At 61.3% G+C, this 25,975-nt stretch carries 28 protein-coding genes; 13 read left to right on the top strand and 15 right to left on the bottom strand.

Annotated features, from left to right (window positions below):
* The first annotated feature begins 61 nt into the window (after nt 1-61).
* From CBP34_RS05235 to CBP34_RS20410, 3 genes are all read left to right on the top strand, one after another.
* A complete protein-coding gene (locus CBP34_RS05235) occupies nt 62-877 on the top strand; it encodes a sulfite exporter TauE/SafE family protein (RefSeq protein ID WP_086913979.1) in 816 nt (271 codons plus the stop codon).
* Between the two features lie 90 nt (nt 878-967).
* On the top strand, nt 968-2,086 hold the full coding sequence (locus tag CBP34_RS19355) for an IS630 family transposase (protein ID WP_157896432.1): 1,119 nt from the start codon (nt 968-970) through the stop codon (nt 2,084-2,086).
* Nucleotides 2,087-2,180: 94 nt separating this feature from the next.
* Complete coding sequence (locus CBP34_RS20410; RefSeq protein WP_418134717.1) at nt 2,181-2,423, top strand: hypothetical protein; 243 nt, start codon at nt 2,181-2,183, stop codon at nt 2,421-2,423.
* Here the strand turns inward: CBP34_RS20410 and CBP34_RS05250 are convergent.
* The 10 genes from CBP34_RS05250 to CBP34_RS05295 form a co-directional block, all read right to left on the bottom strand.
* Nucleotides 2,318-3,910 carry a methyl-accepting chemotaxis protein gene (locus CBP34_RS05250; protein WP_162290785.1) on the bottom strand — a complete coding sequence of 531 codons (1,593 nt, stop codon included), beginning with the start codon at nt 3,908-3,910 and terminating at the stop codon, nt 2,318-2,320. The two genes, CBP34_RS20410 and CBP34_RS05250, sit on opposite strands and share 106 nt — an antisense overlap.
* Nucleotides 3,911-3,915: 5 nt before the next feature.
* Complete coding sequence (locus CBP34_RS05255; RefSeq protein ID WP_086911721.1) at nt 3,916-4,257, bottom strand: DUF4405 domain-containing protein; 342 nt, start codon at nt 4,255-4,257, stop codon at nt 3,916-3,918.
* A gap of 109 nt (nt 4,258-4,366) precedes the next feature.
* Nucleotides 4,367-5,422: a 4-hydroxy-2-oxovalerate aldolase gene (gene dmpG, locus CBP34_RS05260; RefSeq protein WP_086911722.1), complete on the bottom strand. Its 1,056-nt coding sequence runs from the start codon at nt 5,420-5,422 to the stop codon at nt 4,367-4,369.
* A gap of 13 nt (nt 5,423-5,435) precedes the next feature.
* Nucleotides 5,436-6,377 (bottom strand): acetaldehyde dehydrogenase (acetylating), encoded by a 942-nt coding sequence (locus tag CBP34_RS05265; protein WP_086911723.1) that lies wholly within the window; start codon nt 6,375-6,377, stop codon nt 5,436-5,438.
* Nucleotides 6,378-6,388: 11 nt separating this feature from the next.
* Nucleotides 6,389-7,180: a 2-keto-4-pentenoate hydratase gene (locus CBP34_RS05270; protein ID WP_086926850.1), complete on the bottom strand. Its 792-nt coding sequence runs from the start codon at nt 7,178-7,180 to the stop codon at nt 6,389-6,391.
* A 38-nt stretch (nt 7,181-7,218) separates the two neighbouring features.
* Nucleotides 7,219-8,259 (bottom strand): amidohydrolase family protein, encoded by a 1,041-nt coding sequence (locus tag CBP34_RS05275; RefSeq protein ID WP_204247614.1) that lies wholly within the window; start codon nt 8,257-8,259, stop codon nt 7,219-7,221.
* Entirely contained in the window at nt 8,244-8,579 is a 336-nt protein-coding gene (locus CBP34_RS05280) for a non-heme iron oxygenase ferredoxin subunit (protein WP_086926851.1), read from the bottom strand. The genes CBP34_RS05275 and CBP34_RS05280 overlap by 16 nt, the downstream gene beginning before the upstream one ends.
* Before the next feature lie 23 nt (nt 8,580-8,602).
* Nucleotides 8,603-9,823 (bottom strand): NAD(P)/FAD-dependent oxidoreductase, encoded by a 1,221-nt coding sequence (locus tag CBP34_RS05285; RefSeq protein WP_162290897.1) that lies wholly within the window; start codon nt 9,821-9,823, stop codon nt 8,603-8,605.
* Nucleotides 9,824-9,831: 8 nt separating this feature from the next.
* Nucleotides 9,832-10,902 (bottom strand): DODA-type extradiol aromatic ring-opening family dioxygenase, encoded by a 1,071-nt coding sequence (locus CBP34_RS05290; protein WP_086926853.1) that lies wholly within the window; start codon nt 10,900-10,902, stop codon nt 9,832-9,834.
* A gap of 31 nt (nt 10,903-10,933) precedes the next feature.
* Nucleotides 10,934-11,560 (bottom strand): MarR family winged helix-turn-helix transcriptional regulator, encoded by a 627-nt coding sequence (locus tag CBP34_RS05295; RefSeq protein ID WP_086926854.1) that lies wholly within the window; start codon nt 11,558-11,560, stop codon nt 10,934-10,936.
* Nucleotides 11,561-11,690: 130 nt separating this feature from the next.
* On the opposite strand from CBP34_RS05295, the gene CBP34_RS05300 reads away from it, so the two are divergent.
* The 7 genes from CBP34_RS05300 (at nt 11,691) to CBP34_RS05330 (ending at nt 19,230) form a co-directional block, all read left to right on the top strand.
* Nucleotides 11,691-13,007 (top strand): aromatic ring-hydroxylating oxygenase subunit alpha, encoded by a 1,317-nt coding sequence (locus tag CBP34_RS05300; protein ID WP_094097494.1) that lies wholly within the window; start codon nt 11,691-11,693, stop codon nt 13,005-13,007.
* A gap of 11 nt (nt 13,008-13,018) precedes the next feature.
* Nucleotides 13,019-13,516 carry an aromatic-ring-hydroxylating dioxygenase subunit beta gene (locus CBP34_RS05305; RefSeq protein ID WP_157896433.1) on the top strand — a complete coding sequence of 166 codons (498 nt, stop codon included), beginning with the start codon at nt 13,019-13,021 and terminating at the stop codon, nt 13,514-13,516.
* Between the two features lie 30 nt (nt 13,517-13,546).
* Nucleotides 13,547-14,377, top strand: coding sequence for an alpha/beta fold hydrolase (locus CBP34_RS05310; RefSeq protein ID WP_086911732.1), 831 nt, complete (start codon nt 13,547-13,549; stop codon nt 14,375-14,377).
* A gap of 16 nt (nt 14,378-14,393) precedes the next feature.
* Nucleotides 14,394-15,377 (top strand): PdxA family dehydrogenase, encoded by a 984-nt coding sequence (locus CBP34_RS05315; protein WP_157896434.1) that lies wholly within the window; start codon nt 14,394-14,396, stop codon nt 15,375-15,377.
* A 106-nt stretch (nt 15,378-15,483) separates the two neighbouring features.
* Nucleotides 15,484-16,821 carry an IS1182 family transposase gene (locus CBP34_RS05320; RefSeq protein ID WP_086910894.1) on the top strand — a complete coding sequence of 446 codons (1,338 nt, stop codon included), beginning with the start codon at nt 15,484-15,486 and terminating at the stop codon, nt 16,819-16,821.
* Nucleotides 16,822-16,995: 174 nt separating this feature from the next.
* Complete coding sequence (locus tag CBP34_RS05325) at nt 16,996-18,009, top strand: Bug family tripartite tricarboxylate transporter substrate binding protein (RefSeq protein ID WP_086911734.1); 1,014 nt, start codon at nt 16,996-16,998, stop codon at nt 18,007-18,009.
* Nucleotides 18,010-18,225: 216 nt separating this feature from the next.
* A complete protein-coding gene (locus CBP34_RS05330) occupies nt 18,226-19,230 on the top strand; it encodes a Bug family tripartite tricarboxylate transporter substrate binding protein (RefSeq protein WP_086911735.1) in 1,005 nt (334 codons plus the stop codon).
* Nucleotides 19,231-19,507: 277 nt separating this feature from the next.
* Here CBP34_RS05330 and nadC read toward each other — a convergent pair whose 3' ends face one another.
* Genes nadC through CBP34_RS19370 form a run of 4 tightly spaced genes read right to left on the bottom strand, consistent with a single transcriptional unit; the run spans nt 19,508 to nt 21,924 of the window.
* On the bottom strand, nt 19,508-20,365 hold the full coding sequence (gene nadC / locus CBP34_RS05335; protein ID WP_086911736.1) for a carboxylating nicotinate-nucleotide diphosphorylase: 858 nt from the start codon (nt 20,363-20,365) through the stop codon (nt 19,508-19,510).
* 20 nt (nt 20,366-20,385) lie between these two features.
* Nucleotides 20,386-20,856, bottom strand: a complete 471-nt coding sequence (locus CBP34_RS05340) for a bacteriohemerythrin (protein ID WP_257789763.1) — start codon at nt 20,854-20,856, stop codon at nt 20,386-20,388.
* 37 nt (nt 20,857-20,893) lie between these two features.
* Entirely contained in the window at nt 20,894-21,547 is a 654-nt protein-coding gene (locus CBP34_RS19365) for a Bug family tripartite tricarboxylate transporter substrate binding protein (RefSeq protein WP_157896435.1), read from the bottom strand.
* A gap of 41 nt (nt 21,548-21,588) precedes the next feature.
* Nucleotides 21,589-21,924: a type 2 periplasmic-binding domain-containing protein gene (locus CBP34_RS19370; RefSeq protein WP_157896436.1), complete on the bottom strand. Its 336-nt coding sequence runs from the start codon at nt 21,922-21,924 to the stop codon at nt 21,589-21,591.
* Between the two features lie 233 nt (nt 21,925-22,157).
* Here CBP34_RS19370 and CBP34_RS05350 point away from each other — a divergent pair, with 233 nt between their 5' ends.
* Genes CBP34_RS05350 through CBP34_RS05360 form a run of 3 tightly spaced genes read left to right on the top strand, consistent with a single transcriptional unit; the run spans nt 22,158 to nt 24,914 of the window.
* Nucleotides 22,158-23,126 carry a PDR/VanB family oxidoreductase gene (locus tag CBP34_RS05350; RefSeq protein ID WP_086911739.1) on the top strand — a complete coding sequence of 323 codons (969 nt, stop codon included), beginning with the start codon at nt 22,158-22,160 and terminating at the stop codon, nt 23,124-23,126.
* A complete protein-coding gene (locus CBP34_RS05355; protein WP_086911740.1) occupies nt 23,123-24,322 on the top strand; it encodes a Gfo/Idh/MocA family protein in 1,200 nt (399 codons plus the stop codon). The genes CBP34_RS05350 and CBP34_RS05355 overlap by 4 nt, the downstream gene beginning before the upstream one ends.
* 13 nt (nt 24,323-24,335) lie before the next feature.
* The gene (locus tag CBP34_RS05360) at nt 24,336-24,914 is read left to right on the top strand and encodes a MarR family winged helix-turn-helix transcriptional regulator (RefSeq protein ID WP_086911741.1); all 579 of its coding nucleotides are present in this window, start codon (nt 24,336-24,338) and stop codon (nt 24,912-24,914) included.
* Between the two features lie 59 nt (nt 24,915-24,973).
* On the opposite strand, the gene CBP34_RS05365 is transcribed toward CBP34_RS05360, so the two are convergent.
* On the bottom strand, nt 24,974-25,963 hold the full coding sequence (locus tag CBP34_RS05365; protein ID WP_086911742.1) for a PhnD/SsuA/transferrin family substrate-binding protein: 990 nt from the start codon (nt 25,961-25,963) through the stop codon (nt 24,974-24,976).
* Between the last annotated feature and the right edge of the window lie 12 nt (nt 25,964-25,975).

The raw sequence follows: 25,975 nt of genomic DNA on the forward strand, positions 1-25,975 counted from the left end.
CCCGGGTCACCCCTTTTTAATGGGCTGCAGCGGCGAGTCCTACCAAACACGTCAACCACAAATGAATCTCGAATCTCTGCTAATCCTTGAACTTGCCGCACTGGGCATCGGTACCGGTTTTCTTGCGGGCTTGCTGGGCATTGGTGGCGGTATGACGCTGGTGCCGTTCATCACCATCATCTTGTCAAGCCGCGGTGTGTCGCCCGATTTGGCGGTGAAAATGGCCATCGCAACCTCCATGGCCATCATCATTTTTACATCCCTTTCGAGCGTTCGGGCCCACAATAAACGGGGTGCCGTGCGCTGGGACATCGTCAAACGGCTGGCTCCCGGCATTGTCGTAGGTAGCCTCATTGGCAGCTTGGGGGTGTTCGCGCTGCTCAAAGGCGCTTACCTGGCCATTTTCTTCGGCCTGTTCGTGATTTTTTCGGCAACACAGATGTTGCTTGACAAAAAAACCAAACCCAGACGCCAAATGCCTGGTACGGCGGGTCAGTTGGCGGCGGGCGGAGCTATTGGCTTTATTTCGGGCTTGGTTGGTGTAGGCGGCGGCACTATCAGCGTGCCCTTCATGACTCGGTGCAACGTGGCGATTCACAGCGCCGTGGCCACTTCTGCAGCGCTTGGAATTCCGATTGCCGTTACAAACGTGCTGGGCTACGTGATCGGCGGGCGAAACGTGCAGGACTTGCCGGTGGGCTCGTTCGGCTACATCTGGTTGCCGGCGTTGGGCATAATTGCCGTGTGCAGCTTCCTCGCCGCGCCGCTGGGCGCCCGGGTGGTACACAGCATTCCCGTAGACAAGCTCAAATTGGTGTTTGCCGGCAGTTTTTACTTACTCGCGGCCTATATGCTCTACAAGGGTCTCAGCACCTGAGTGAGGCTGAGCCTCCTAGTACATTGACACGAAAATAACGGCACATGATTACACTACGAATGTCGCCATTCGGCATAACGAGGAGTGGTCATGCGTCAGACGGAGCTGAACTTGAGCGAGGAGGATCGCTCGACGATCGAAGCCATTCGCAGCAAAGAGGTGCATCAGGCGCGCGAGGTCAATCGAGCCCATGTGCTGTCATGCCTGGACCGCGACATTCCCGAATCTGAGATCATGGCAGTGCTTGGCATTGGCCGCACCGCCGTGTGGCGTGCTCGCGCCGCCTACTTGCAAGGCGGGGTGGAGCTGGCGGTGTTCGACGTGCAGCGCTCAGGACGCCCGCGCCAATACGACACCAACGCCGAGGCGAGTGTGATCGCCTTGGCCTGCTCAGCCCCGCCCAAGGGACGCCAGCGCTGGACCATGGTCGAGCTCGAACGGTGCCGCCCGCCAGGAGCCTGGCATGCAATCCGTGAGCCGGGAAACCGTTCGACGCATGCTCAAAAAAACTATTTCTCTTGTTCCTGGCACCGGGTAATGTGGTGCATTGGGGCGTTGACCGAGGAGTACCGTGCTCGGATGTATGTCCCGCTCGAACTGTACGCGCGACCAATATCCAAAGCCGAGCCGGTCATTTGCATCGACGAGAAAAGCCTGCAACTTATCGCCCATAGCCGACCTCCATTGGCCATGGCGGCGAGCAGCCCAACCAAGCATGGCTACGAGTACGTACGCAACGGTACCACCAATCTGTTCGTGGCTGTCGAGCCCAAGGCGGGACAGCGAATCGTATCTGTCACCGAGCGTCGAGGAAAGGTTGACTTCGTCGCCTTCATCAAAGAATTGCTCACTGGCGTATACGCCAAGGCACGACGAATTCACTTGGTGCTCGATAACCTGAACACGCACTTCAGAAAGTGCTTTGACGACGTGCTGGGCAGTCGTGCGGCCGCCAAGCTCCTGCATCGGGTGGAGTTTCACTACACCCCAAAGCACGCGAGCTGGCTGAACATGGCAGAAATCGAGATTGGCATTCTCAGTCGCCAATGCCTGGATCGGCGCATTGCCAATCGTGAATTACTCGAATCCGAGGTTGCTGCCTGGCAGCAAGCCCGCAACGAGAAAGAGCGAACTATCGAGTGGCACTTTACTCGACAGGATGCGGACAAAAAGATGGGTCGAAATTATGTTTCTCAACTTTCGTGTTGATGTACTAGAGCGGCTAATATTTCAATGCAAGACCTGACCCCAACACCCGGATAAGTTCTAAATGGACCGCAAAACAGGACCCAAGCATTTCGGCATGAAAGCGCCTATTGGCGTGGATAAGGACTCAGGGCTGGTACACGCTTTGACAACGACGGCGGCCAACGGCAGCGACATCAGCCAGACACCGGAGTTGATGCGCGGACAAGTATGCGCTGTCTGGTCAAATGCGGGCTACGTTAGCCGGAAGGTGCCACTCAGTGCATTCATACGCGAGGCCTGTTCCGACAGCAGACCCGCCGCTGCGGCACTCTGCTCCACCAGCGCGACATTTTGCTGAGTCAGTGTTTCCACCTGTTCGAGTGCCAAACTCACATCGCGGATATCGTCGTTCTGCTGCCGCGTCGCATCGGTGATCTGACTGATCACGACAGCCACACGCTGTACCGAACCGACGATGTCCGCCATCGTCGCGCCAGCGCTATTCACTAATTTGCTGCCAGACTCGACCTTCTCGACACTGGCGCCGATCAGTGCATTGATCTCTTTGGCTGCGACGGCCGAACGGTGCGCCAACGAGCGCACTTCAGCGGCCACTACCGCAAAGCCTCTGCCTTGCTCGCCAGCCCGTGCCGCCTCGACGGCTGCGTTCAATGCCAGCAGGTTGGTCTGGAAGGCGATGCTGTCGATGACGCCAGTAATGTTGGCGATCTTGCGGCTTGAATCGGCGATGGCCTCCATGTTACCGACCACTTGCTGAATGACTGCGCCACCACGCTGCGCAGCCTGCGCTGCGGCGCTCGCAAGGTCGTCTGCGGACAAGGCTGCTTGCTCGCTTTGTAACACTGCGCTTGTCAACTGCTGCATTGAAGCCGTGGCTTGTTGCAGTCGTGTGGCGGTCAGCTCGGCTCGGTGCGATAGGTCGGAATTGCCTCCTGCCATCTCACTACTAGCCAAGTGGATGCTGTCGGCCGTCATCTGGATGTCACTGACGATGCTCCGCAGACCCCGCTGCATGTCAGTCAAGGCATCGAGCAAGGCACCAACCTCGTCGCGCCGGGTGGTCACCATCGATGCCGATAGGTCGCCTTGTGCTACTGCGCGTGCGAGTACTACCGCCTGGGCCAGTGGTTGGGCAATACTGCGTGAAATGAGTCCCGCTGCCAGCAAGCCGACTACCAGCGCGGCCCCTACCGCCACAGCCATGACGGTCCGCACCTGCCGAGCCGTGGTCTTCGATTCGAGGGCCGCTTCATGCATCGTGGAATTTACGCTTTGCTTGAGCTTGTCGAGCGTGAGGAACCACGCGTCCTGTGACGGACGGAGTTGGTTGATCGTGAACTGGGCCAACTGCTCACGACTGATACCGGCCGTGGCTTTCAAGGAGATTTGGTTCATCACTGTCAGGGCCTCGCTGCTTGTCTCATTCAGCGTCTTGATCTGCGTTGCAAGTCCCATAGTCTGGTCGCCTTCACGGATCGACGCATCGAGTTCCTTGACGCGTTCCTCGTAAATTTTGGATGATTGCTCCAAACGCTTTACTTCGTAGGCAATATCCTCAGGATCGTCGTTCAGCGACATGGAGGTCACTGACAAGGCCATGTCCGATACTGCCTTCTCCATCGTGCTCACGATTTCCGCACGTCGGTAGTCGAGGTCAACGACATTCTGTGTGCGGGCCGCCAGCGCGCCCGTATAGAACCAGCCGAGCATGCCGATGACGGCCAACAGCAACAGCACCAGTGCGAAGCCGATATGGAGGCGCATGGCAATGCTGAGATGGTTCAGGGCCGAAAATTTCGGCCAAACAAGGCGGGGATGTTGCATTGGAATCATTTTTTCTGTTCGGCTGCCGCTGCAGCTGAGTCCATTTGCTGTGCCAGGTCGTCCGGTAGTTTGTTGTTGATGGCAACGGCGTAGAGCAGCACCAAGGCAACCACCAGCACGCCGCCGAAGATCGCCGCTTTGTGATTTTGCAAGTGAGCCTTTAAACCGCGAAAATTGAACCAGATATGAATGGAGGCGGCCACCACCATGACCAGGCCGAACAGCTTATGTACAGGGTGCATCTGGATGGTGAAAGAGGGTTTTTCAATGACAAACATCAATAGCCCGGATGTTGCCATGGCCAGGAAAGATACAGCCAGTGCGATAGCGGATAGTTTTCTTAACATGTGAAAGTCCTCTGGGGTTAACAGTAAACACGAGGGTAACACGGTGGCTACTAGCTGTCGTAGAGGATGCGGTTGGCGTAGACCAGCGTTTCCACCAGGGCCTCAGTCTTCATCCCGCCTGGCTCATCACCGGCTGGGCATGCTGGCGCTCATGCTCCTGCGCCTTGAGCAGGTCCAATGCGACGTCGACGATCATGTCTTCCTGGCCGCCCACCATGCGGCGCCGGCCCAGTTCCACCAAGATGTCGACCGCCTTCAGACCGTACTTCTTCGCTGCCACTTCTGAGTGGCGCAGGAAGCTGCTGTAGACCCCCGCATAACCCAGCGCCAGTGTCTCGCGGTCCACGCGCACAGGGCGGTCCTGCAGCGGTCGCACGGTGTCGTCGGCCGCATCCATCAGTTTGTACAAGTCACAGCCATGGTTCCAACCCAAGCGGGTGGCGGCGGCAATGAACACTTCCAGCGGGGCGTTGCCCGCTCCTGCGCCCATGCCGGCCAAGCTGGCGTCCACGCGGTCACAGCCTTCTTCGACGGCGACGATGGAGTTGGCCACACCCAGGCTCAGGTTGTGGTGGGCGTGCATACCGGTCTGGGTTTCGGGCTTCAAGGTGTCCTTGAAGGCGCGGAAACGGTCGCGCACGTCGTTCATGCTCAGAGCGCCGCCGGAGTCGACAACGTAGCAGACGGTGGCGCCGTAGCTCTCCATCAGCTTGGCCTGTTCGGCCAGGCCCTTGGGGGTCTGCATGTGGCTCATCATCAGGAAGCCAACGGCTTCCATACCCAGGTGGCGGGCATATTCGATGTGCTGTCTGGAGACATCGGCCTCCGTACAGTGGGTTGCCACACGCACGATGCGGGCGCCGGCGTCATAGGCCGCCTTCAGGTCGTGGACGGTGCCGATGCCGGGAAGCAGCAGGGTGGCGATTTTGGCATGCTTGACGACGCTGGCCACGGCTTCGATCCACTCGACGTCGGAGTGGGCACCGAAGCCGTAGTTGAAGCTGCCGCCTTGCAGGCCATCGCCGTGGGCGACTTCAATGGAGTCCACCTTGGCGTCGTCCAGAGCTTTGGCGATTTGCTTGGCTTGCTCGACGCTGTACTGGTGGCGGATGGCGTGGCTGCCGTCGCGCAGGGTGACGTCGGAGATGTAGATTTTTTTGTCCATGTCAGTTTCTCCTTCAGGCGGCGAGCATGCGAAGAGCCATGTGCTCGGCGGTGCGCAGGCCGGCGCTGGTCATGATGTCCAGGTTGCCGGCGTAGGCGGGCAGGTAGTGGGCAGCACCTTCGACTTCCAGGAAGATGGAGGTCTTCAAGCCGCTCATGCGGGGGCCGACACCGGGGATGTTGATGGGGTGGCTGGGCTCGATGCGGTCGAACTGCACCTTTTGTTTCAGGCGGTAGCCGGGCACGTAGGCCTGGACGGCGGCGGCCATGCGCTCGACCGATTCGGCGATAGCGTCTTCTGAAGCGAAGTCACTTAGGGTGTAGACGGTGTCGCGCATGATGAGCGGCGGCTCAGCGGGGTTCAGCACGATGATGGCCTTGCCTTTGGACGCGCCACCCACTACTTCAATCGCCTTGGAGGTGGTTTCGGTGAATTCGTCGATGTTGGCGCGCGTGCCGGGGCCGGCGCTCTTGCTGGAGATGGAGGCGACGATTTCGCCGTAGTGCACTTTGGCAACACGGTTGACAGCTGCCACCATCGGAATGGTGGCCTGGCCGCCGCAGGTGACCATGTTGACGTTCAATGCGTCGAGGTGGTCTTCACCATTGACGATCGGGATGCAATACGGGCCGATGGCTGCGGGCGTCAGGTCGATCATGCGGATGCCGGGCTTGAGGCTGCGCAAGAAAGCGTCGTTCTTGATATGGGCACCGGCGCTGGTGGCGTCGAACACGAAGTCGATGTCGGCAAAGATGGGCAGGCGCGTCAGACCTTCTACGCCTTCGTGGGTGGTGGCCACACCCATGCGGGCGGCGCGTGCCAGACCATCGGAGGTCGGATCAATACCGACCATGGCTCCCATTTCAATGTTAATGCCGTGGCGCAGGATCTTGATCATCAAGTCCGTGCCGATGTTGCCACTGCCGATGATGGCAGCCTTGAGTTTCTTGCTCATATTTTCTACCTTCAAACCATGCGGCACGAAACACTGCCCAGCGCGCCGATCTGCGCCCGGACCACGTCGCCTGCGACCACGGGCACCATGGGGCCCAAAGCGCCAGAGAGAATGACCTGACCGACCTTGAGGCTCTGGCCCCGTTCAGCCATGGTGCAGGCGAGCCAGTAAGCCGCGCGCAGCGGGTGGCCCAGGCAGGCCGCACCGGTACCCACCGACACGGTCTGGCCGTTCTTGGTCATGGTCATGCCTAGCTCGCCCAGCGAGACTTGGCCCATAGGAAGCGGCTGGTCTCCCAGTACGTACAAGCCGCAGGATGCGTTGTCGGCGACGGTGTCAACGAGCGTGATCTTCCAGTCGGCAATTGCGCTGTCGACGATCTCGATGGCGGGCAGCGCGTAGGCCACGGCGGCCAAGAATTCAGCGTAGCTCGGTGCCGGGCCGGTGAGGTCGCGGCCCATGACAAAAGCCACTTCTGCTTCGACCTTGGGTTGCAGCAGGCGCGCCATGGGCACGTCCTGGCCACTCAAGACTTCCATGTCGCCGAACAGCACGCCGAAGTCGGGTTGATCGACGCCCAGCTGCTGCTGCACGGCCTTGGAGGTCAGGCCAACCTTCATGCCGACAATGCGCCGGCCTGCGGCCAGCTGCGCCTGGGTATTGAGTTCGGCCACGGCGTAGGCGACGTCCAGTCCGGCAATGCCGTGGCTGGTGCTGATGGGGGCGATGGGCGTGCGCGTGACTCTGGCCTGCAGCAGTGCTGACGCCGCTGCTGTGATCGCAGGGTTGTTGTGTGTACTCATGTCATCCTTTTAAAACGGTGCGTTGGAATACGTGGCGGTCACTCTGCCCAGGGCTTGACGATGCTCAGCCAGCGCAGTGCGTTGTCACGCCGGAGTTGGCGTTGCGTGGCTTCATCCAGCCCCAGCGCGGCAATGCGCGTGGCAGGCTCGCGGTCCATGATGGCAAAGGGGTAGTCCGAACCGGCCATCACCTGCGTGGGGCCGTAGACGTCCAACAGGTAGTCGATGGCCGCGCCGTCGTACACCAGGTCGTCGTAGAACATCTGCCGCGCGAGGTCGCGTGGCGACTGAGCCATGCACTGATGCACAGGAGCCATGTGCTCCCAGGCGTGTTGCAGGCGGGGCAGTATCATGGGCAAGGCGCCACCGCCATGACTGAAGGCCACGCGCAGGCGGGGATGGCGCAGCAAGGTGCCCGATGTCATCAGCGAGGCCGCGGCCAGGCCCACCTCGCCGGGAAAGGCCAGCACCTGCTCAAGCAGCGGCGGCCCGACCAAACGGTCCATGCCGCAGGGGCGCAGGGCATGCACGAAAATGGCCGCGCCCAGCGATTCGGCAGCCGCAAAGAAAGGTTCGAAATCGGGATGCCCGATCGGTTTGCCATTGATATTGCTGCCCACCTCCACCCCGGCCAAGCCGAGGTCGCACACCAGGCGATCGAGTTCCCGCATGGCCAGATCCACATCCTGCAATGGCACCGCGCCCAACCCGGTGAAGCGTTGCGGCCGCGACTGCACCAGCAGCGCGAGCTCATCGTTCATGAACCGCGTCAGCGCCAGCGCATCGTCGGCGTGCAGCCAATACGACAGAAGCTCGGGCATGGGCGAAACCACCTGATGCGCTACGGCGGTGCGGGCCATGTCGGCCTCGCGGCGTTCCGCGTCCCAAGAAGAATCGGGCACGGTTCGATAGACGCGTCCATCGATCATCACATGCCGCTGGCAAGCCGACTCGGCCGGCACCATGGAGGGCCAAGGCACGCCCTTTCGTCGACCCAGAAACGCCGGAAAATGGCCTGGAACCCAGTGGGTATGGGCGTCGATCAGCCCACAGGCACACGCGCTCACGTGGCGTCGCACGCGGCTGCTTCGGCCGACAGCCAGACTTGGCCGTCGCGCACTTCCACCGGGTAGGTCTTGATTGCATGCACGCAGGGCGCAGAGGTGGCCGCGCCGGTCCTCACATCGAAGGCGCCCAGGTGTAGGCCGCACTCCACCGTATGGCCCTCCAGGCTGCCTTCATCGGCCAGCGAGGCGTCGCCATGGGTGCAGCGGTCATCGGTGGCATAGACATTGCCGTCGACATGATAGATGGCAATGCGGCGACCGTTTTCCAGGAAAGCGCTACCTATGGTGCCATTGCACAGATCGTTGAGCGGGCAAAGGGCGGTGGCGTGCATGGGGTTTCTCCTTCGGGCCGGCTTCAGGCCGACTGGGCTTGTTGAACGAGTTGCTTGAGGTTGGCATCGGGTGCGGCTAGCACCTCGGGTGTCAGGGTGCTGCCGGCCGCAAGCAGGCGGCGCAGCAGGTTGAAGTCGCGTGCGGCGTTGATGGCACTAACACCGCACAAGCGGCCCGCCTTCCATTGCAGCAGCACGAAGCTGCCGCTGGCGGGGTCGCCACGCAGGGCATGGGTGTCACCCTCTGTCAGGCCAGCACACTGTAGGCGCAGACTGCCCTGATCGGACCAGTACCAAGGCGTTTCGTCGTAGGGCTTGGCAGTTGCAGGCTCGACCAGCGCAGCGGCCAATGCCGCAGCCTGGCCCTGGGCGTTGGACCAGGTCTCCATGCGCTCCAGCCGCCCACTCAGCGGATGGACCTGACGCGTGACATCGCCCACGGCAAACACGCCAGCCACATTGGTGCGACACCAGCCATCGACAAAGATGCCGTCGTCAGCGTCGATGCCAGCAGCCACGGCCAAACCGTCGTTAGCCAACACGCCTATACCTACTACCACGACATCGGCCTGCAGGACTTTGCCATCGTCCAGCAGCGCGAGGCCGTTGTCTTCCACCGATACGACGGTGCGGCCGAGGTGGATGTCAACCCCCTGGCTGCGATGGTGCTGCAGCAGGTGCTCGGCAATCAGCGCGGGCGCACTGCGCCCCATCAGACGCGGACCTGCCTCCACTACGGTGGCGTGACAGCCCAGTTGCTGCGCCATGGCGGCCAACTCCAACCCAATGGGACCACCACCCACCACCAGCAGACGTGTGGCGGCGCCCAGGCGCTGGCGCAACGCGCGCGCATCATCCAGGGTCCGCAGACTCATCACCCGTGGCGAAGTGGCCAACGCGGGCAGCATGCGTGGCCGCGTGCCGGTGGCAAGCACCAGACGGTCCCAGGGCAGACGCCGGCCGTCCTGCAGTTGCACCATGCGCTGCTCTAGGTCCAGCGCCACGGCCGGGCAGCCGCTGAGCAATTGCACCTCTGGCAAGGGCTCGGGCGAGAGGCGCAATGCAGCCTCATCGCCGTCGATCTGGAATTGCTTGGACAGCGGCGGCCGGTCGTAGGGCGCATGGGCCTCTTCGCCAAGCAGCGTGACAGGCCCGACATGGCCGAGCTTGCGCAGGCCACTGGCCACACCGAAGCCGGCCAGCCCTGCGCCCACAATCACCACCCGGTCGTTATGTGTTTCCATGGCACTCATCAGGCAGGCTGGTAAATGGCAAATACCTTGTTGGAGTTGAACACGTGGGTCTCCACGAAGTTGCTCCACGACAAGGAGGCGCCAAGTTCGCCCATGGCGCCCAGCAACGGGCACCAATTGAGCAATTCCTGCTGGCCAGCGTTCTCGAAGTCTTCGGTGGTGTTGCCACGCCAGACACCGTGGTTCTGCTCCACCAGCGCACGGTAAAGCACGCGGTCGCTGGGCGTGTCGGGACACAGACGTGACGTGCGGTCGCACAAGAAGGCGTGGGACCAGCTCGACGAAGCGATCAATGCCACACGCCAAGGGGAGTCACGCAAGATGCGTGCGGTGGCCGCGCCCATGTCCATGCAGCGCGCGGGCGATGGACCCGGAGGGTCAAGGTCGAGCTTGTCATCGACGTTGGTGAGGAAGCCGCGGGCCGAAATAACCTTGCGACCGTAGCAATTGATGGGCACAGTGAGGGTCGGGTAGTCCCAGCCTTTGCGGTCGTAATCGAGATAGAGGATGGCGTTGGCGAAGGCGTGAGCCAGGCTCTCGTGGTGCAGCGGCTTGTAGGCATAAGCCATGTCGAAGCCGGCGTCAAGCAGGCCGCAGGTCAGGTACTTTCCGATGTCGCGCCGGCCCTTGAGCCGGTAGTGCATGTCTTGCCCTTCACCCCAGGCATTGGCCTTGCCGTTGGCCATCATTGACGAGCCCTGCGCATGGCGCCAGGGGTAGAGATCCATGTCGTCGTACGCACAGACCGTGAACGGCGGAATGATGTCTTCCTTGAAGTTCTCGTACTGGTCGTCGCCCCAGATCAACACCACATCGGGCTTGAAATCGTCGAGCGCTGCACGCACACGTCTGAACTGCTCGACCAACGCCGCACGGTGAACCGCGGCTGCCGCCACGCCCTGATCGTCGCCCCATTCGGCCTGCATCGCCGGTGCCCAGTTCTGGGCCAGCTTGCGCTCGGCCGGTATGCCGGGGTCTTTGAGCGTCATGCGCAGTATGCCGGCCATCTGCGCGTCGGGTGTGGATAAAGGGGGGTAGTGGGACAACCCCAGTCCCAGGATTTCTGCCATGTGTTATCTCCAGTCGTTAATCTTGTGTGATCTACCTGTGAGGTGCCTGCGCGCCCGATATAGCCCGCTCAGGTGATCTTTTGGCTTTCTTGCCTGCGCGCTCGCGAACGCTCGTCGGCTGCTGCGCGGCATCAATGGACAGCACCATCTGCTTGAGCAAGGCCACGAGTTGCAGACGCTGCTCACGCGACAGGCCACCCATGAGGTGCTCAATGCGACGCCAGTGGGCGGGCAGGTGCTCGGCCAGAAACGCTTCGCCCTCGGGGGTGAGCACCGCTAGCAGCGAGCGCTGGTCCGACACGTTGAGCTCCCTCCGCACCAAGCCGCGCTCGGCCAGCGTGTTGATGTTGCCCGACAGGTTGTTGGGCTTGACCACCAGCATGGACGCCAAAGCCCCCATGGTGGCAGGCTGCTTCACTCGCTGCAGCGTGGTGAGGATGTTGAACTGCAGCGGTGACACGCCCATGGAGTCGAGCTCATCGGACTGATCGCGATCGAGCACCGCAAACGCCCGGTAAACCGCCAGCAAGACCCACAGCGCCGAGCCATCAAGCTGCTTGTCCAGCGCCGCACTAACAGCGACCTGTTCACTGAGGTAAGGCAAGGGAATCCCCTCCTTCTCGGCTTGCCGCGTCAAGCTCTTGGTTGCTGGTTTCATGAATCACCTTCAAAATTTATTTACTTCATTTTGTGAATAGTTCAAATTATGACATAATTTCTTCTAAGTTGACGCAAGCAAGAGCCACTGTCTGCGACCGACCCACTCACACATTCAGGAGACAGCCGAGATGACACAGACCATTCAATTTCACCCCAGCCGCGCCAGCGGCTCCGAGGTGGGCGCCCTGGTGCAGGATGGCCGCGTCCATTCGAGCGCCTTCACCGATGCAGAAATTTTTAAGCTTGAACAAGAACGCATCTTCGAGGGCACCTGGGTCTATATAGGCCACACCTCCGAAGTGCCCAAGCACGGTGACTACCGCGCGCGCCGCATGGGTCGCCAACCGGTTTTGATGATCCGCAACGGCGAAGGCGAAGTGCAGGTGTTGATGAACCGTTGCCGCCACCGTGGCGCGATGGTGTGCGAGGGCGAGGCGGGCAACACCAAGCACCTGCGTTGCTGGTTTCACGGTTGGGTCTACGACGCCAGCGGCAACCTGATGCAGGTGCCGGGCCAGGGCGCCTACGGCCCCGAGTTCGACCAGAAGGCCATGGGCCTGAACAAGCCACCGCGCGTGGAAACCTATCGTGGCTTCGTTTTTGCCAGCCTAAACGCGGATGTTCCCAGCTTGAGCGATCACTTGGGTCCAGCCAAGGCCGTGATCGACCTGATGGTGGACGCCTCCCCCGTGGGCGAACTGCGCGTGGACGCCGGCGTGCACAAGACCGTCTACAAGGGCAACTGGAAACTGGTCGGCATGGACGGCTACCACGTGCACTATGTACATGCGTCGGTGATTGCAGCCTGGAACCGCGACCCGGACTCCGGCATTGCTGCCACCCACCGCGGCGACCCCTTCGATGACGAGTCCGCCAGCCGCACGCGCGACTTGGGACATGGCCATGTGATGCTGGACCTGACCCAGCACCGCATGGGCCACTACGACCAATTCACCGCCATGCTGGAAAAACTGCCCGGTGGCACCGACTACATCGAGACCATGAAGGCCAAGCACGGCGAGGAGCGTTCGCGCCTGCTGATCTCGCTCGCAGGCGATCCGCATGTGGGCATCTACCCCAACCTGCAGCTCATCAACAACCAGATCCGCATCCTCAACCCGATTTCGCCGGAGGAATGCGAAGTGATCATGTTCCCCGTGCTGTTCGAGGGCGTGAGCCCCGAGATCAACGCCTTGCGACTGCGCCAGCACGAGTCCTTCTACGGCCCTGCGGGCTCTGGCTCGCCCGACGATGCCGAGATCTTCGAGCGCGTGCAGAAAGGGATGATGGCCCAGGTCAACCCCTGGCTGGAAATCTCGCGCGGCCTGCACCGCGAAGAACACGGGGCCGATGGCGTTATCACCGGACGCATCTCGGACGAAGTCACGCAACGTGGTCAGATGCGCCAATGGCGCGAACTCATGACCGCCCAAACCGCCCAGTAAGGATCCCAGCAATGAACGCCACCACCACGCACTCGCTCGAATTGGTACACGACATCGAGCATTTCCTCTACCAAGAAGCCGCCTTGGCCGATGAGCACGCCTACAACGACTGGCTGGCGCTGTGGACACCCGAGCTGCTGTACTGGGTACCCTGCAACGCCGACAACATTGACCCGACCAAGAAGGTCTCGCTGATCTTTGACGACCGCCCCCGACTCGAAGAACGCCTGTTCCGCTTGGGCACCAAGCACGCGCACTCGCAGAACCCCCGCTCGCGCCTTTCGCGCATCGTCGGCAATGTGCGGCTGCACAACTTCGACCCCGCCACCGGTGGCGAAGTGAGCTCGCGCTTCAACCTTACCGAGGTGCGCACCGACCGCATCACCGTGTGGGCTGGACGCCAGCACCATGTGCTCGAACGCCACAGCGACACCTGGCTAATGCGCGAGAAGCGGGTCTATCTGGTCAACAATGACAGCGTGCTCGGCAACATGACTTTCATTATCTGAACGCGCAACGACACAAGGAACGAGACCTCCATGACACAAAACAATAACCCCGAGATCGGCCACAGCGTTGAAGCGGCTGGCATACGTACCAACTACCTCGAAGCAGGCAGCGGCGCGCCGCTGGTTCTGCTGCATGGTTCAGGGCCAGGGGTCACGGCCTGGGCCAACTGGCGTCTGGCCATTCCCGAATTCGCCAAGACCCACCGTGTGCTGGCACCTGATTTGGCTGGCTTCGGCTACACCGAGCGCAAGGCCGGCGTGGTCTACAACCTCGACTACTGGGTGCGCCACATCATTGGTTTTCTCGATGCACTGAAGATAGAACAAGCCGATTTTGTTGGCAACTCCTTCGGCGGAGCCCTCACGCTTGCCGTGGCTACGCGCCACCCGGACCGCGTGCGCAAGGTCGTGCTCATGGGCTCTGCGGGCACCGAGTTCACGCTCACCCACGAACTTGACGCAGTGTGGGGATATGAGCCCTCGGTCGAGAACATGCGCACAATCGTGCAGATGTTCGCCTACGACAAGTCGCTGCTGACCGAGGCACTGGTGGCTTCGCGCTACGATGCCAGCATCCGCCCTGGCTTTCACGAGTCGTATTCCAGCCTCTTCCCGGCACCGCGTCAGCGCCACATCGCCGCGCTGGCCACGCCCGAGGACAAGTTGCGTGCGCTGGACAAACCAGTGCTGCTGGTGCATGGCCGCGAGGATCGCGTGATCCCGCTGGACAGCAGCCTGCGCCTGCACCAGTTGCTGCAACGCTCCGAACTGCATGTCTTTGGCCAGTGTGGCCACTGGACGCAGATCGAGAAAAAGGACCGCTTCGTGGGAGTGGTTGAGAACTTTCTGGCTGCCGCCTGAGCGCGCCACGCCAACCATGTCAAAGACATCGAACAAGCCCCTGATCGCCGCCATGATCGGCGACCCAGCGGGCATAGGTCCTGAAGTCTGCGCCAAAGCGCTGGCCAGCGCTGAACTTGACGGCCTTTGTGACAACGTGCTGATCGGCGAGATTGGCGCGGTGCAGCGGGCAGTGCAGGTCTGTGGCATCACCCGCGAGGTACGCCACGTGAGCGCGCCCGAAGAAGCGCGCGGCCAGCGTTTCATCGCCGTGCTCGACCCCGGCGATGTAGTCCCCACCGACTACGCAGTGGGTTCGCCTTCGGCGGCAGCCGGCAAGGCGGTGGTGAACTGGATCGGCCTGGGCCAGCAGCTTGGCCAAATCGGACGCATAGACGGTCTGGTGCTGGCCCCGGTGGACAGCGTCTCGCTCAAGCTCGGTGGCCTGGTGAAGGACATTGATGAACTGCAGCCGCCGGACACCCACATGCTTCGTCTGAACGGCTCGTTGCGAGTGGTCCCCATCACCGAGCACATACGCGTGCGCGATATCGCCGCCACCGTGAAGCAGGCCACCGTGCTCGAACTCATCCGCCGGCTCGACCACCATCTCAGGCGCTGGGGCATGACCGCACCACGCATTGCGGTGGCCGGGCTCAACCCGCATGCCATGTTCGAGGAAGACCGCGAAGAGATCGCGCCCGCCGTCGAGCAGGCCCGCGCCGCCGGCATCGACGCCAGCGGCCCGATCTCGCCCGATGCGGTGTTCCGTCTCAACCTCGAGGGCCGCTACGACGCCGTGGTGACCATGTACCACGACCAGGGCCAGATCGCGGTGAAGACCGCCGCCTTCGCGGGCGCCTGCACGATCTACATGGGCCTGCCCTACGTGATGATCAACGTGCCGCACGGCAGCGCGTTTGACATTGCCGGCCAGGGCAAGGCCCAGCACGACAGCTTGCTGGCCGGCCTGCGAACGGCCGCCGCACTGGCCTCGGGAAGCGCATTCCTGACGACCTGATTACCAGCGTTCACTGACCCGCAACAACAACAGGGGACTAGGAGTCTGGGCGGCAGAAACCCGCCTCGGGGGATGAAAGCTGGCACGAAGCCTGCTGTGTTCAAGAATGAGCACCAGCTACGTCGCCTACCACCCCGAACAACAGCAACTGCTGCCGCCAGCCCTGCAAGACTGGCTCCCGCAGGGCCACCTAGCCTATTTCATCAGCGACACCGTAGACAGCCTGGATCTGAGCGCCTTTCACGCACGCTACGCCAGCGGTGGCTCCCGCAACCAGCCCCTGCACCCGGCCATGATGGTCAAAGTTCTGGTCTACGCTTACGCCACAGGGTGCTTTAGCTCACGCAAGATCGCCCGCAGGTTGCATGAAGACATCGCCTTTCGGGTGCTGGCAGCGCACAACTTCCCCGCCCACCGCACAATCCGGGACTTTCGGGCCCAACACCTGGGTGAGTTCACCGAACTCTTCACCCAAGTCGTGCGCCTGGCCCGGGAGATGGGTCTGGTCAAACTAGGCACCATCGCTGTAGACGGCACCAAGATCAAAGCCAACGCCAGCCGCCACAAAGCCATGAGCTACGCGCGCATGCAAACCGCCGAGACTGAACTCAAAGCCCAGATAGCCGCATTGCTGCATAAGGCGGCCCACACCGATGAGGCCGAGAAGAACGAGCCCGAGCTGGACATCCCCGCAGAGCTAGAGCGCAGGCAAGCTCGGCTGGCCGCCATTGAAGCAGCCAAGGCCCGGCTGGAGGCACGCCAAGCCCAAGCCGATACACAGCGCGGCCGCAGCCACGGCGATGGGCGCAATCCCCGCGACAAAGACGGCAAGCCCAAAGCAGGCCGCCCCTACCAACGCGACTTCGGCATCCCCGAGTCCAAAGCCCAGGACAGCTTCACCGACCCCGACAGCCGCATCATGAAGCGCGCAGGTGGCGGCTTTGACTACAGCTACAACGCCCAGACCGCAGTGGACGAGACAGCCCACATCATTGTGGCCGCCGAGGTGGTGAACACCAGCGCAGATGTACAGCAACTGCCCATGGTGCTGGATGCGGTCCAGACCCACACGGGTGTACAGCCAGCACAAGTCCTGGCCGATGCCGGCTACCGCAGTGAAGCCGTAATGGCCAAGCTGGCCCAGGTCTATCCGGATACCGAACTGGTGATTGCATTGGGACGCGAAGGCAAGGCACGGGCTACGCCCAAAGACGCAAACCGCTACCCGTACACGGTGGCCATGGCGGCCAAGTTGCAAACCGAACAAGGCCAGAAGGACTACCGCAAGCGCAAGTGGATCGCCGAGCCGCCCAACGGCTGGATCAAGAACGTGCTGGGGTTCCGCCAGTTCAGCATGCGCGGTTTGGAGAAGGCAAAAGCCGAGTTCAAGCTCGTGTGCATGGCGCTGAACCTGCGCAGAATGGGGGCCATTCAGGTGGGGTGAGGCGGGAAATGCGAGGCAAAGTGCCGGCTGCGACTTCTGAGCGTGGTTGGGCTGCTTCAACCGCGCCATAGAGATCGGCTGCGGTGAGTGCGTTCACCACAGCCTACGTCGCTGCCAGCCGCTGGGAGGCGATTGGAGTTGGCTCAAAATGTTCTGCTGCCCAGACTCCTAGCAATGAAATTATCTCCCACTTTCAAGATCGCCCGCATGCGCCTGGCCATCGCTGCGGCCCTCGGCACCCTGCTGGTGGCACCTACCGCCTGGGCCCAGGCGAACGGCTACCCCAACAAGCCCGTCAAGCTGATCGTGTCGTTTCCGCCCGGTGGCTTTGCCGACCTGGTGGGCCGTTCACTGGCACAGGCACTCAACCAGGCCTGGGGCCAACCAGTGATCATCGACAACCGACCCGGTGGCGCCGGCATCCTGGCCAGCGAACTGGCAGCCAAGGCCGTGCCCGACGGCTACACGCTGTACCTGGCCACTGACGGCCCGTTCGTCATTAACCCCTACCTCTACAAGACCCTGCCCTACCACCCCATCAACGACTTCATGAACGCCGCGCTGGTGGCCTACACGCCGCTGGCCCTGGTGGTCAACCCGCAGAAGGCCGACGTCAAGACCGTGGGCGAGTTCGTGGCACTGGCCAAGACACGCGAGATGGAAAAGCGGCCGATGGAGTACGCCTCGGGCGGTTCTGGCGGCCCGCATCACCTGTCGATGGAAGCGCTGCGCATGCTGGCCGGAGTGGACCTCACACACATCCCTTACAAGGGCGGCTCACCAGCGTTGGTTGATGTGGTGGGCGGCCAGGTGACGACCATGTTCTCGGCGATCTCGACGGCTGTGCCGTTCGCCAAGGCGGGCAAAATACGCATCCTGGCCACGGGTGGCGCCAGGCGCTCGCCGATGGCGCCTGAGGTGCCGACTTTCGCCGAAGCCGGCTTCCCCGGCTTCGAGGTCGGCGCCTGGGCCGGCGTGGTCACCCCCAAGGGCACGCCGCAGGCCATCGTTGACAAGATCGAGGCTGACGTGCTGAAGATCGTGCGCGACCCGCAGTTCCAGCAGAAGTTGCCGGGCGTCGGTGCCGAGCCCTACCCTGGCACAGCAGCCGAGTTCCGCAAACTCATCGTCAAGGATCAGGCACGCTACAGCAAGCTCATCCGCGACCTCAACATCAAGGGCGACTGAGAGCCGCCGCCGAAAGAGGCAGGACCTGTGACTAAGACACAGAACCAGCCCACCTTGCCGTCGCTGATGTGGATGAACGCCGGAATCGAGCCAGGTCCAGCAGCGTATGCGGCTTGATGGCCGGCCTGCGAACGGCCGCCGCACTGGCCTCGGGAAGCGCATTCTTGTTAACCTGATACCTCGCTTTCACTAACCTACAACAATCGGAGACAAGCCATGAAGACATCCCTCAATTTCAAAGCCGCGCGCACGCGCCTGGCCATTGCTGCCGCCATCGGCGGCATGCTGCTCGCGCCTACCGCCTGGGCCCAGGCGAACGGCTACCCCAACAAGCCCGTCAAGCTGATCGTGCCGTTTTCGGCCGGTGGTTCTGTGGATGCGGCGGCCCGAATTGTTGGTCAGGGCCTGGCTCAGCAACTCGGTCAGCCAGTCATCATCGACAACAAGCCTGGAGCTGATGGCTCAATCGCGACGAACGAGGTGATCAAGTCGCGACCCGACGGGCACACGCTGCTATTTGCGACAAACACCGCCATTCTTGCGGTACCCACTTTGCGGCTCAAGCCCCCTTATGACCCGCTGTCAGCGCTAACACCGGTAGGCTTTTGGAGTCGTCAATCAGCGTTCTTTCTTTTCATGCACCCCAGCGTACCAGCGAATAATCTCAAAGAATTAATTGGTTTTGCGAAGGCCAACCCAGGCAAGCTGAATTACGCCACTGGCAACTCAACTGGGGAGTTAGCATTTGTACAAATGAGGCGCCTTGCTGCTATGCAGGTGACCAAGATCCCGTACAAAGGGGAAGCGCCTGCAGTGCCGGATCTGCTTTCTGGTAGCGTCCAGATCATGCTGGCCTCGACCATCAGCCTCCTGACCATGGCGAAGGAAGGCAAATTAAAGGTGCTGGCGGTCATAGGCGACAAGCGCAACGCATTGGCTCCTGAGGTGCCTACGTTTGCCGAGGCTGGCTTTAGCGGGATCACGGTAATTCCGTGGGGCGGAGTCTTTGCACCGACGGGAACTCCGCGCGACGTAATAGACCGCCTTTCAAGAGAGATGAGTGTGATCCTGCGACGTCCAGAGGTTGTTAAGCAACTGGAACAACAGGGAGTGTCTGTGCAAGATTCGTATCCTGACCCTGACGAAATGAAAAGTTTCGTGAGCTCGCAACTTGATATCTGGAGGCGCCTGGTGGCTGACGAAGGTATCGAACGCGAGTAACTCATCCCGAGTAAGAACTCAATCCTAAATCCGTGACCGCCAAACCAAGCACCGAATATTCATTGAATATCTCCTAGCGCAAAGCCGCCAAGGTACTTGCGAGCTTGCAGCACGTACACGATGGCCTCGAAGACCATGGGTGGGGGGCTTGGCCGGTCGTGACCCGCTTCCAAAATTCATCCTTCACCGCCCACGAGTCCCCGTGCCTGTTGGACATCCATCGCTTCTACCGCATCGATCTGACAGAGTCCACGCAATTTCAACGAGTTGCTGGAACTCACCGCTCGACAGGTTTATCCATGAAACGCATCGAAAAATCAACCGCAGTGATGTCTTTAATCAACGCACCAACAGATATGCGATCAACCCCTGTCTCCGCATAAGTTCTGAGATTTTCAAAGGTCACTCCGCCTGAAATCTCCAGACTACAAAGCCCTCGCGCAAGGTCAACCGCTCTTCGGATTTGATCCAGCGGCATATTGTCCAGTAACACCATGGCGACACCAGCTTCAAGAGCTTCCTCCAATTGGCTGAGCGTTTCGACTTCGACCTGTATGAATTTCGACTGAGCCGACATCCGTTGTGCGGCCTTGAAAGCAGCCGTCAAGCCACCGGCGGCAGCAATGTGGTTTTCCTTGATCAGGATGGCGTCGTAGAGGCCCATGCGGTGGTTCTTGCCGCCACCGCAACGCACTGCGTACTTTTCGGCCACCCGCAGTCCGGGAATGGTCTTACGCGTGTCCAGGATGGCGGCTTGCGTGCCTTCCACTGCCTTAACGTACTTAGCCGTCTTCGTGGCCACCGCGCTGAGGGTCTGCATGAAGTTCAGACAGGTGCGCTCGGCGGTCAACAAATCACGTGCGGGGCCGACGATTTCCACAACTTTTTGATTCGACCCACACCACTGACGGTCCTCGATCATCCACGTGGCAAGCGATGTGGGTGCGACTTGCTTGAGCACCTCCGTCACCCAAGGCTGACCACAGATGACCGCAGACTCACGGCACAAAATGGTCGCCTGCGCCATCTGCTCCGGCGGCACCAGCGCAGCGGTGAGGTCTCCGCTGCCTACGTCTTCTTGCAGCGCGCGGCGAACGTCTTCTTCAACTTGAACGTGAAATTTCTCTGAGTTCATTTTCGATTCGACTTCAGAAGTTATTCCGTTTTCAGATGAGATGCAGTCATGAGGCCCAAGTCGCGACGCAACACCACCGGTTTGCCACCCAGGCGCTGCTTGCAAATCCAGTGCGCCAGCGCCGAATCGAGGTAATCGGCGTGGCCGGGGAACCAGCGCGCCAACTCGTCGGCCAAGCGCCGGCATTCGGCAATGTTGCCCTGGGCCAGCAGTTGCCGCACCTGCTCCACAGAGGCCATCACGGCGGCGTGCTCTTCGATGTGGCATGCGCGCGCCGGGAAGTCGGTCTCGACCATCCAGAGGTCCTCGGTCTCGAAGTGCGAACGGGCGTGCGCGACGAGCGCCTCTAGGCAGCGTGGTAGATCCGCGTCCTGCGCGGTCTGCAACGCCTGCACGGTGTCGACGAATTCGCGGTGCACCGCGTCCATTGGGCCATAGCCGAGCAGCAGGGCATCGCTCCACTGCAGCGGTGCGACCGTTGAAGAATCCAAGTAAGTTTTCGTTTCCATATGCCTATTTCTTTTCTATTTACACACCAAGAGCAGTGCCAGCAACGTCAGAAAGGCCCGTAACAGAGGGCCAAGCGTGAGCAACCAATCGATTTTCAGATCGGCGGCCTTGCCGGCCTTGGACATCAGCGCGCGCGCGATCACCTTGCCGTATTCGGCCGGGGCCCGCGCCCACCGGATCGATCACGGTAGTGTGGAATGTCTTGATGACTTCGGGCATCTTGACCACTTCGGCGATGGCCGGAATGTCGGGCGCCTGGGTGAAGCGGGTGGGTGCGTTGCTGACCAGCACCTTGAACTGACCGCTCTTCACGAAACCTGAAATGGATGGCAGCGCCGCGACCGAGAACTCGACCTGACCACCCACCAACGCGGGGGTGGACTGACCGGAACTGCGGAAAGGCATGTGGCGCACATCCAGGCTCAACGCCGACTTCAAGGCTGCCATGGTTAGGTGGTGGGTGCTGCCAATGCCCGACGAGCCGTAAGTGAACTCACCCGGTTTCTTCTTGAGAAGCGACACGAACGCCTGCAGGGTGTTCACGCCGGTCTTGGGGTGGACCACGATGAAGCGCTGCGCGCGCGCGATCAGCGACACGGGGAGGATGTCTTTGCTCGATCGGTAGTTGGCGCTCGCTTTGAAATAACTTGAGCAATTCAGAGAAAATTTCACAGCGAAATACCTTTGTAAATTGAACAAATTATTTGTTATTGTTAACAATCCTTTGACGGCCTTGTTGATCTGCGGTGTGTGGACAGCATGGAGCCGTCCGAGACGATGAATGCATGCCCATCGGATGGATTGCTCTTCAGCAGTGCCTGGCAGGCAACCACGCCGTTGCCACCGGACTTGTTGTTCACTACCGCGGCCTGTCCCCGCCGATCCGTCAGGCATTGTGCCACCACGGGGGCCACCGTATCGGGAAGGTCGCCAACAGCGTAGGGCGCGATGAACTTGACAGCCTTTTTGGGGTAGGCGCCCTGGGCCATTGCAGCCAAAGGCGCCAATCCGATTACGAGGGCCATGGCGGCTAGGGTTCTGCGTTGCATGTATTGTCTCCATTCACAAAGGATCGAACCCGGTCGGTCGAGGAAAAGCCCATGGTGCGGGTTGCCCGCCACATGCTACAGAAAGCACGGACTGCGACTTACTGCACAACATGATGACTTGATTTTTTCTTAGCCATCTAAGATAATAATTGTCTCAGACCGCTTAATGCTTGTCAAGGTTGAAAACTCTTGGCCCTGATAATTACTTTTCACATCCACCTGGAGACATCCCCATGTCCACCGATACCGCCATGCTGCGCTTGCAGGTCGTCCGTGCTGAACCCGCCGCGCGCGGCATTCAGTTGTTCGAGTTTCGTCACCCAGCCGGCGAGAAACTGCCGGCCTTCACTGCGGGCGCCCACATCAAGCTCAGGACCCCCAGCGGCGCCACTCGCCAGTATTCCCTGAGCAACGACCCGGCCGAGCGCGACCGCTACGTGATTGCGGTCAAGCGCGAGGGCAACGGCCGTGGCGGCTCGCTGAGCCTGGTCGAGGGCGTGAAGGCGGGCGCAACACTGGAAGTGGGCGCGCCCGAGAACCTGTTCGAGCTCGACACCAAGGCCAGCAGCTTCGTGCTGATTGCGGGTGGTATCGGCATCACGCCCATGATAGCCATGGCGCGTTCGCTCCTGACCGAGGGCACACGCCGCTTCAAACTCTATTACCTGACCCGTGATGCCGAAGGCACGGCCTTCCTGGACGAACTGCGCGCTCCCGAATTTGCGTCGCACGTGGTGCTACACCATGACCAAGGTGACCCGGCGCGTGGCTTTGATCTGTGGCCTGTCCTCGAAAAACCCGGCAGCGCCACCGGCCAGCATGTTTACTGCTGCGGCCCCAAACCGCTGATGGATGCAGTGCGCGACATGACCGGCCACTGGCCCAGCAGCGCTGTTCACTTCGAGAGCTTCGGCGGCGACACCGCGCCCCACGCCGACGACCAGCCGTTTGATGTGCGCCTGGCGCACAGCGGCCTGACCCTCACCGTGCCGGTCGGCAAGTCCATTCTTGATATCGTGCGGGAACACGGCGTGAACGTTCCCAGCTCGTGCGAGAGCGGTACCTGCGGTTCGTGCAAGACACGCTTGATCGAGGGAGAGGCCGATCACCGCGACCTGGTGCTTCTGGATGAGGAAAAGACGGACCACATCATGGTCTGTGTCTCGCGCGCCAAGTCGTCCTGTCTGGTGCTCGATCTATGAGCCCCAGCGCCAATCCCGTTCGCCTGGGCGTGCTGGGCCTGGGCCGCGCCTTCACGCTGATGCTGCCCACATTCATGGCCGATTCGCGCGTAAAATTGGTGGCCGCATTCGATCCACGCCCGGACGCGCGCACCGCATTCGCGCAAACTTTTGGCGGGCGAGTCCACGAATCGGCCGAAGCCGTGTGCGCCGACCCCGATGTGGAGTGGGTTTATGTGGCCACGCCGCACCAGATGCATGCCGAGCAGGTGCAACTGGCTGCACGACACGGCAAACACGTTCTGGTGGAAAAACCCATGGCATTGAGCTTGGCCGACTGCGCCAAAATGATCGATGTCTGCGAAGTCGCCGGTACGCAACTGATCGTGGGTCACAGCCACAGCTTCAATGCACCCGTGCTGCTGGCGCGCCAGCTGATAGACAGCGGCGCGTTCGGCCGGGTCTGCATGGTGCACGCCATGCAATACACTGACTTCCTCTACCGCCCGCGCCGACCTGAGGAGTTGGATACTGCGCAAGGGGGCGGCGTGGTCTTCAGCCAGGCCGCGCACCAAGTGGACATCGTGCGCCTGCTGGCCGGCGGCGAGGTGTCCAGCGTGCGCGCACTCACCGGTCGCTGGGACCCGACCCGGCCCACCGAGGGCGCCTACAGCGCGCTGCTCACGTTTGCCAACGGCGCATTCGCCAGCGCCACCTACAACGGCTACGGCTTCTACGACACCGACCTATTGATGGACGGTGTGGGCGAAATGGGTCGACCCAAGAGCCGCGACGCACACTACCAGACGCGCGTACGCATGAAGACTGTGACCGATGAGGCCCAGGAGGCCGCTGTCAAGACCGAACGCAACTTCGGCGGCAGCCTGTTCACGCTCGCTGCAACCGAAGCGCCCGATGCCTGTCAGCATTTCGGCCCGGTGCTGGTGAGCTGCGAGCACGGCGACCTGCGTTTGACGCCGCGTGGCGTGCAGGTGTTCGATGAAAACGGTTCGCGCTTTGTGCCTGCCGTGGTGCCTGCCGTGCCACGCGCCGAGGTGATCGACGAGTTGTGGACGGTGGCGCGTGAAAGCCGTGTGCCGCTGCATGGCGGGCGCTGGTCGCAAGCGACAGTGGAGGTGTGCCTAGCCTTGCTTGAGTCGCAACGTGCGGGGCAGGATATCATGCTCAAGCACCAAGTGGCACTGCCCCGCCACTGAGCGCCAGGCCCCGATGTCACCTACCGAAAAAACCTACCACTACCTGCTGCGCCATTGGCGTGAAGCCGTCCCGGACGATCGTCTCGCCCACCTCATTCGCGATGTGGCGCGCGCACAGATGCGCGCCCTGCAACTGCGACTGGGCGCACACGGGGTGTCATTCGGTCACTGGACCTTTTTGCGCATCCTGTGGATCAAGGACGGGCTAACCCAGCGCGAACTCAGCGAACTGGCCGGCGTGATGGAGCCCACCACCTTCAGCGCCATGAAGACGATGGAAAAAATGGGATTCATTGAACGTCGGCAGTTGCCCGGCAACCGCAAGAACATGCACGTATTCCTCACGCCCTCGGGCCGCGCACTTGAGGGCGTGCTGGTACCTCTGGCCGAAGAGGTCAACCACATCAGTGTGAGCGGTCTCCACGAGAAAACCGTCGCCACGGTACGCAAGTGCTTGCTGACCATGATAGAGAACCTGGCGGCCGATGAGACGGTCGCAGCTGAGCCAGCGGTTGCTTCAGAGGGTGCGATAGGCCGCAGTATTGACGAGGTAAGAAGCCCGCCTGCTCGAACTGACAGTCCAAGCCAGTGACCCGAAGAATGCAGGCGCTGCCACCTTGCAGGAGGTGGCAGCGTGAAACATGAACTCAGTCAGATCGCGTAAGTTTCGTACGTCGCCGGATGGAATATCTCGTCGACTGACAACCGGCGCGATGACAAGCCCTGTGCATGGTGATGATGCAAGAAAGCCTCCAGCGTGGCGCGGTTTTTTTCGACACCGTAAGACCAGTAATCATGGCCCATGGTCTCTCGCGCAGCTTTCAGTTGCTCTTCCACAAACGGCAGCGTGACTTTGGTGGCCGAGGTATCAGACAAGGCTTCGAGCGCAGCCGCCTTGGACTGGCTGAAGGCCTTGAACACCGCGCCCGGCAACCAGGGGTGCCGTTCTGCCAGCGTTTTGCGCACCCCCAGCACGTGCATGATGGGAAACACGCTGGTGCGGCGGTAGTAGTCCTTGGCCACCGCGGTCGGGTCGTCGAACAGCCACCCCACATTCGGGTTGGTCAGCACGTGGGTGCTGGGCGGGCGGGGCGCCATGAAGCCGTCGATATCGCCCCGGTCGAGCAAATCGGAAATAGTCACCCCCTCGGGTGCGCTTTCCAGCTTCACGCCCGGGGGCAACTGCAGCGCAATCTTCTCGGGGCGACCTGGTGTCTCGATGCCGCCGCGCACCCAGGTCACGTCCTCCGGCGCCACGCCATAGTCGTCCTGCAGGATGGCGCGAGCCCACACGTTGGCACTCAACTGGTACTCGGGCAGGCCGATGCGCTTGCCCTTGAGGTCTTCCGGCTTCTTGATGCGGTCTTTGCGCACGTAGATGGACGTGTGGCGAAATGCACGCGACAGGAATACCGGAACAGCCACGTAGGGGCAATCGCCCTTGGCGGTCTTAACGGCATAGCTCGAAAACGACAGTTCACTGATGTCGAAATCTTGGCTACGCATCGCCCGGAAAAACATTTCCTCCGGGTTGAGGGTCATGTAGACCGGATCGACACCGTCAATCAATACGCGCCCGTCTAGCAGTGCACGAGTACGGTCGTAGTCGCCCATGGCGACGGAGAGTTGGAGCTTGGACATGCGTTTCCTGAT

Origin of the sequence: Acidovorax carolinensis, assembly GCF_002157145.1 — a bacterium.
Lineage (GTDB): Bacteria > Pseudomonadota > Gammaproteobacteria > Burkholderiales > Burkholderiaceae_C > Acidovorax > Acidovorax carolinensis.

Bases quoted from the DNA above. Each gene is read 5' to 3' on its own strand.
- CBP34_RS05235 (WP_086913979.1), top strand. From the start codon at position 62: ATGAATCTCGAATCTCTGCTAATCCTTGAACTTGCCGCACTGGGCATC.
- CBP34_RS19355 (WP_157896432.1), top strand. From the start codon at position 968: ATGCGTCAGACGGAGCTGAACTTGAGCGAGGAGGATCGCTCGACGATC.
- CBP34_RS20410 (WP_418134717.1), top strand. From the start codon at position 2,181: ATGAAAGCGCCTATTGGCGTGGATAAGGACTCAGGGCTGGTACACGCT.
- CBP34_RS05250 (WP_162290785.1), bottom strand. From the start codon at position 3,910: ATGCAACATCCCCGCCTTGTTTGGCCGAAATTTTCGGCCCTGAACCAT.
- CBP34_RS05255 (WP_086911721.1), bottom strand. From the start codon at position 4,257: ATGTTAAGAAAACTATCCGCTATCGCACTGGCTGTATCTTTCCTGGCC.
- dmpG (WP_086911722.1), bottom strand. From the start codon at position 5,422: ATGGACAAAAAAATCTACATCTCCGACGTCACCCTGCGCGACGGCAGC.
- CBP34_RS05265 (WP_086911723.1), bottom strand. From the start codon at position 6,377: ATGAGCAAGAAACTCAAGGCTGCCATCATCGGCAGTGGCAACATCGGC.
- CBP34_RS05270 (WP_086926850.1), bottom strand. From the start codon at position 7,180: ATGAGTACACACAACAACCCTGCGATCACAGCAGCGGCGTCAGCACTG.
- CBP34_RS05280 (WP_086926851.1), bottom strand. From the start codon at position 8,579: ATGCACGCCACCGCCCTTTGCCCGCTCAACGATCTGTGCAATGGCACC.
- CBP34_RS05285 (WP_162290897.1), bottom strand. From the start codon at position 9,823: ATGGAAACACATAACGACCGGGTGGTGATTGTGGGCGCAGGGCTGGCC.
- CBP34_RS05290 (WP_086926853.1), bottom strand. From the start codon at position 10,902: ATGGCAGAAATCCTGGGACTGGGGTTGTCCCACTACCCCCCTTTATCC.
- CBP34_RS05295 (WP_086926854.1), bottom strand. From the start codon at position 11,560: ATGAAACCAGCAACCAAGAGCTTGACGCGGCAAGCCGAGAAGGAGGGG.
- CBP34_RS05300 (WP_094097494.1), top strand. From the start codon at position 11,691: ATGACACAGACCATTCAATTTCACCCCAGCCGCGCCAGCGGCTCCGAG.
- CBP34_RS05305 (WP_157896433.1), top strand. From the start codon at position 13,019: ATGAACGCCACCACCACGCACTCGCTCGAATTGGTACACGACATCGAG.
- CBP34_RS05310 (WP_086911732.1), top strand. From the start codon at position 13,547: ATGACACAAAACAATAACCCCGAGATCGGCCACAGCGTTGAAGCGGCT.
- CBP34_RS05315 (WP_157896434.1), top strand. From the start codon at position 14,394: ATGTCAAAGACATCGAACAAGCCCCTGATCGCCGCCATGATCGGCGAC.
- CBP34_RS05320 (WP_086910894.1), top strand. From the start codon at position 15,484: ATGAGCACCAGCTACGTCGCCTACCACCCCGAACAACAGCAACTGCTG.
- CBP34_RS05325 (WP_086911734.1), top strand. From the start codon at position 16,996: ATGAAATTATCTCCCACTTTCAAGATCGCCCGCATGCGCCTGGCCATC.
- CBP34_RS05330 (WP_086911735.1), top strand. From the start codon at position 18,226: ATGAAGACATCCCTCAATTTCAAAGCCGCGCGCACGCGCCTGGCCATT.
- nadC (WP_086911736.1), bottom strand. From the start codon at position 20,365: ATGAACTCAGAGAAATTTCACGTTCAAGTTGAAGAAGACGTTCGCCGC.
- CBP34_RS19370 (WP_157896436.1), bottom strand. From the start codon at position 21,924: ATGCAACGCAGAACCCTAGCCGCCATGGCCCTCGTAATCGGATTGGCG.
- CBP34_RS05350 (WP_086911739.1), top strand. From the start codon at position 22,158: ATGTCCACCGATACCGCCATGCTGCGCTTGCAGGTCGTCCGTGCTGAA.
- CBP34_RS05355 (WP_086911740.1), top strand. From the start codon at position 23,123: ATGAGCCCCAGCGCCAATCCCGTTCGCCTGGGCGTGCTGGGCCTGGGC.
- CBP34_RS05360 (WP_086911741.1), top strand. From the start codon at position 24,336: ATGTCACCTACCGAAAAAACCTACCACTACCTGCTGCGCCATTGGCGT.
- CBP34_RS05365 (WP_086911742.1), bottom strand. From the start codon at position 25,963: ATGTCCAAGCTCCAACTCTCCGTCGCCATGGGCGACTACGACCGTACT.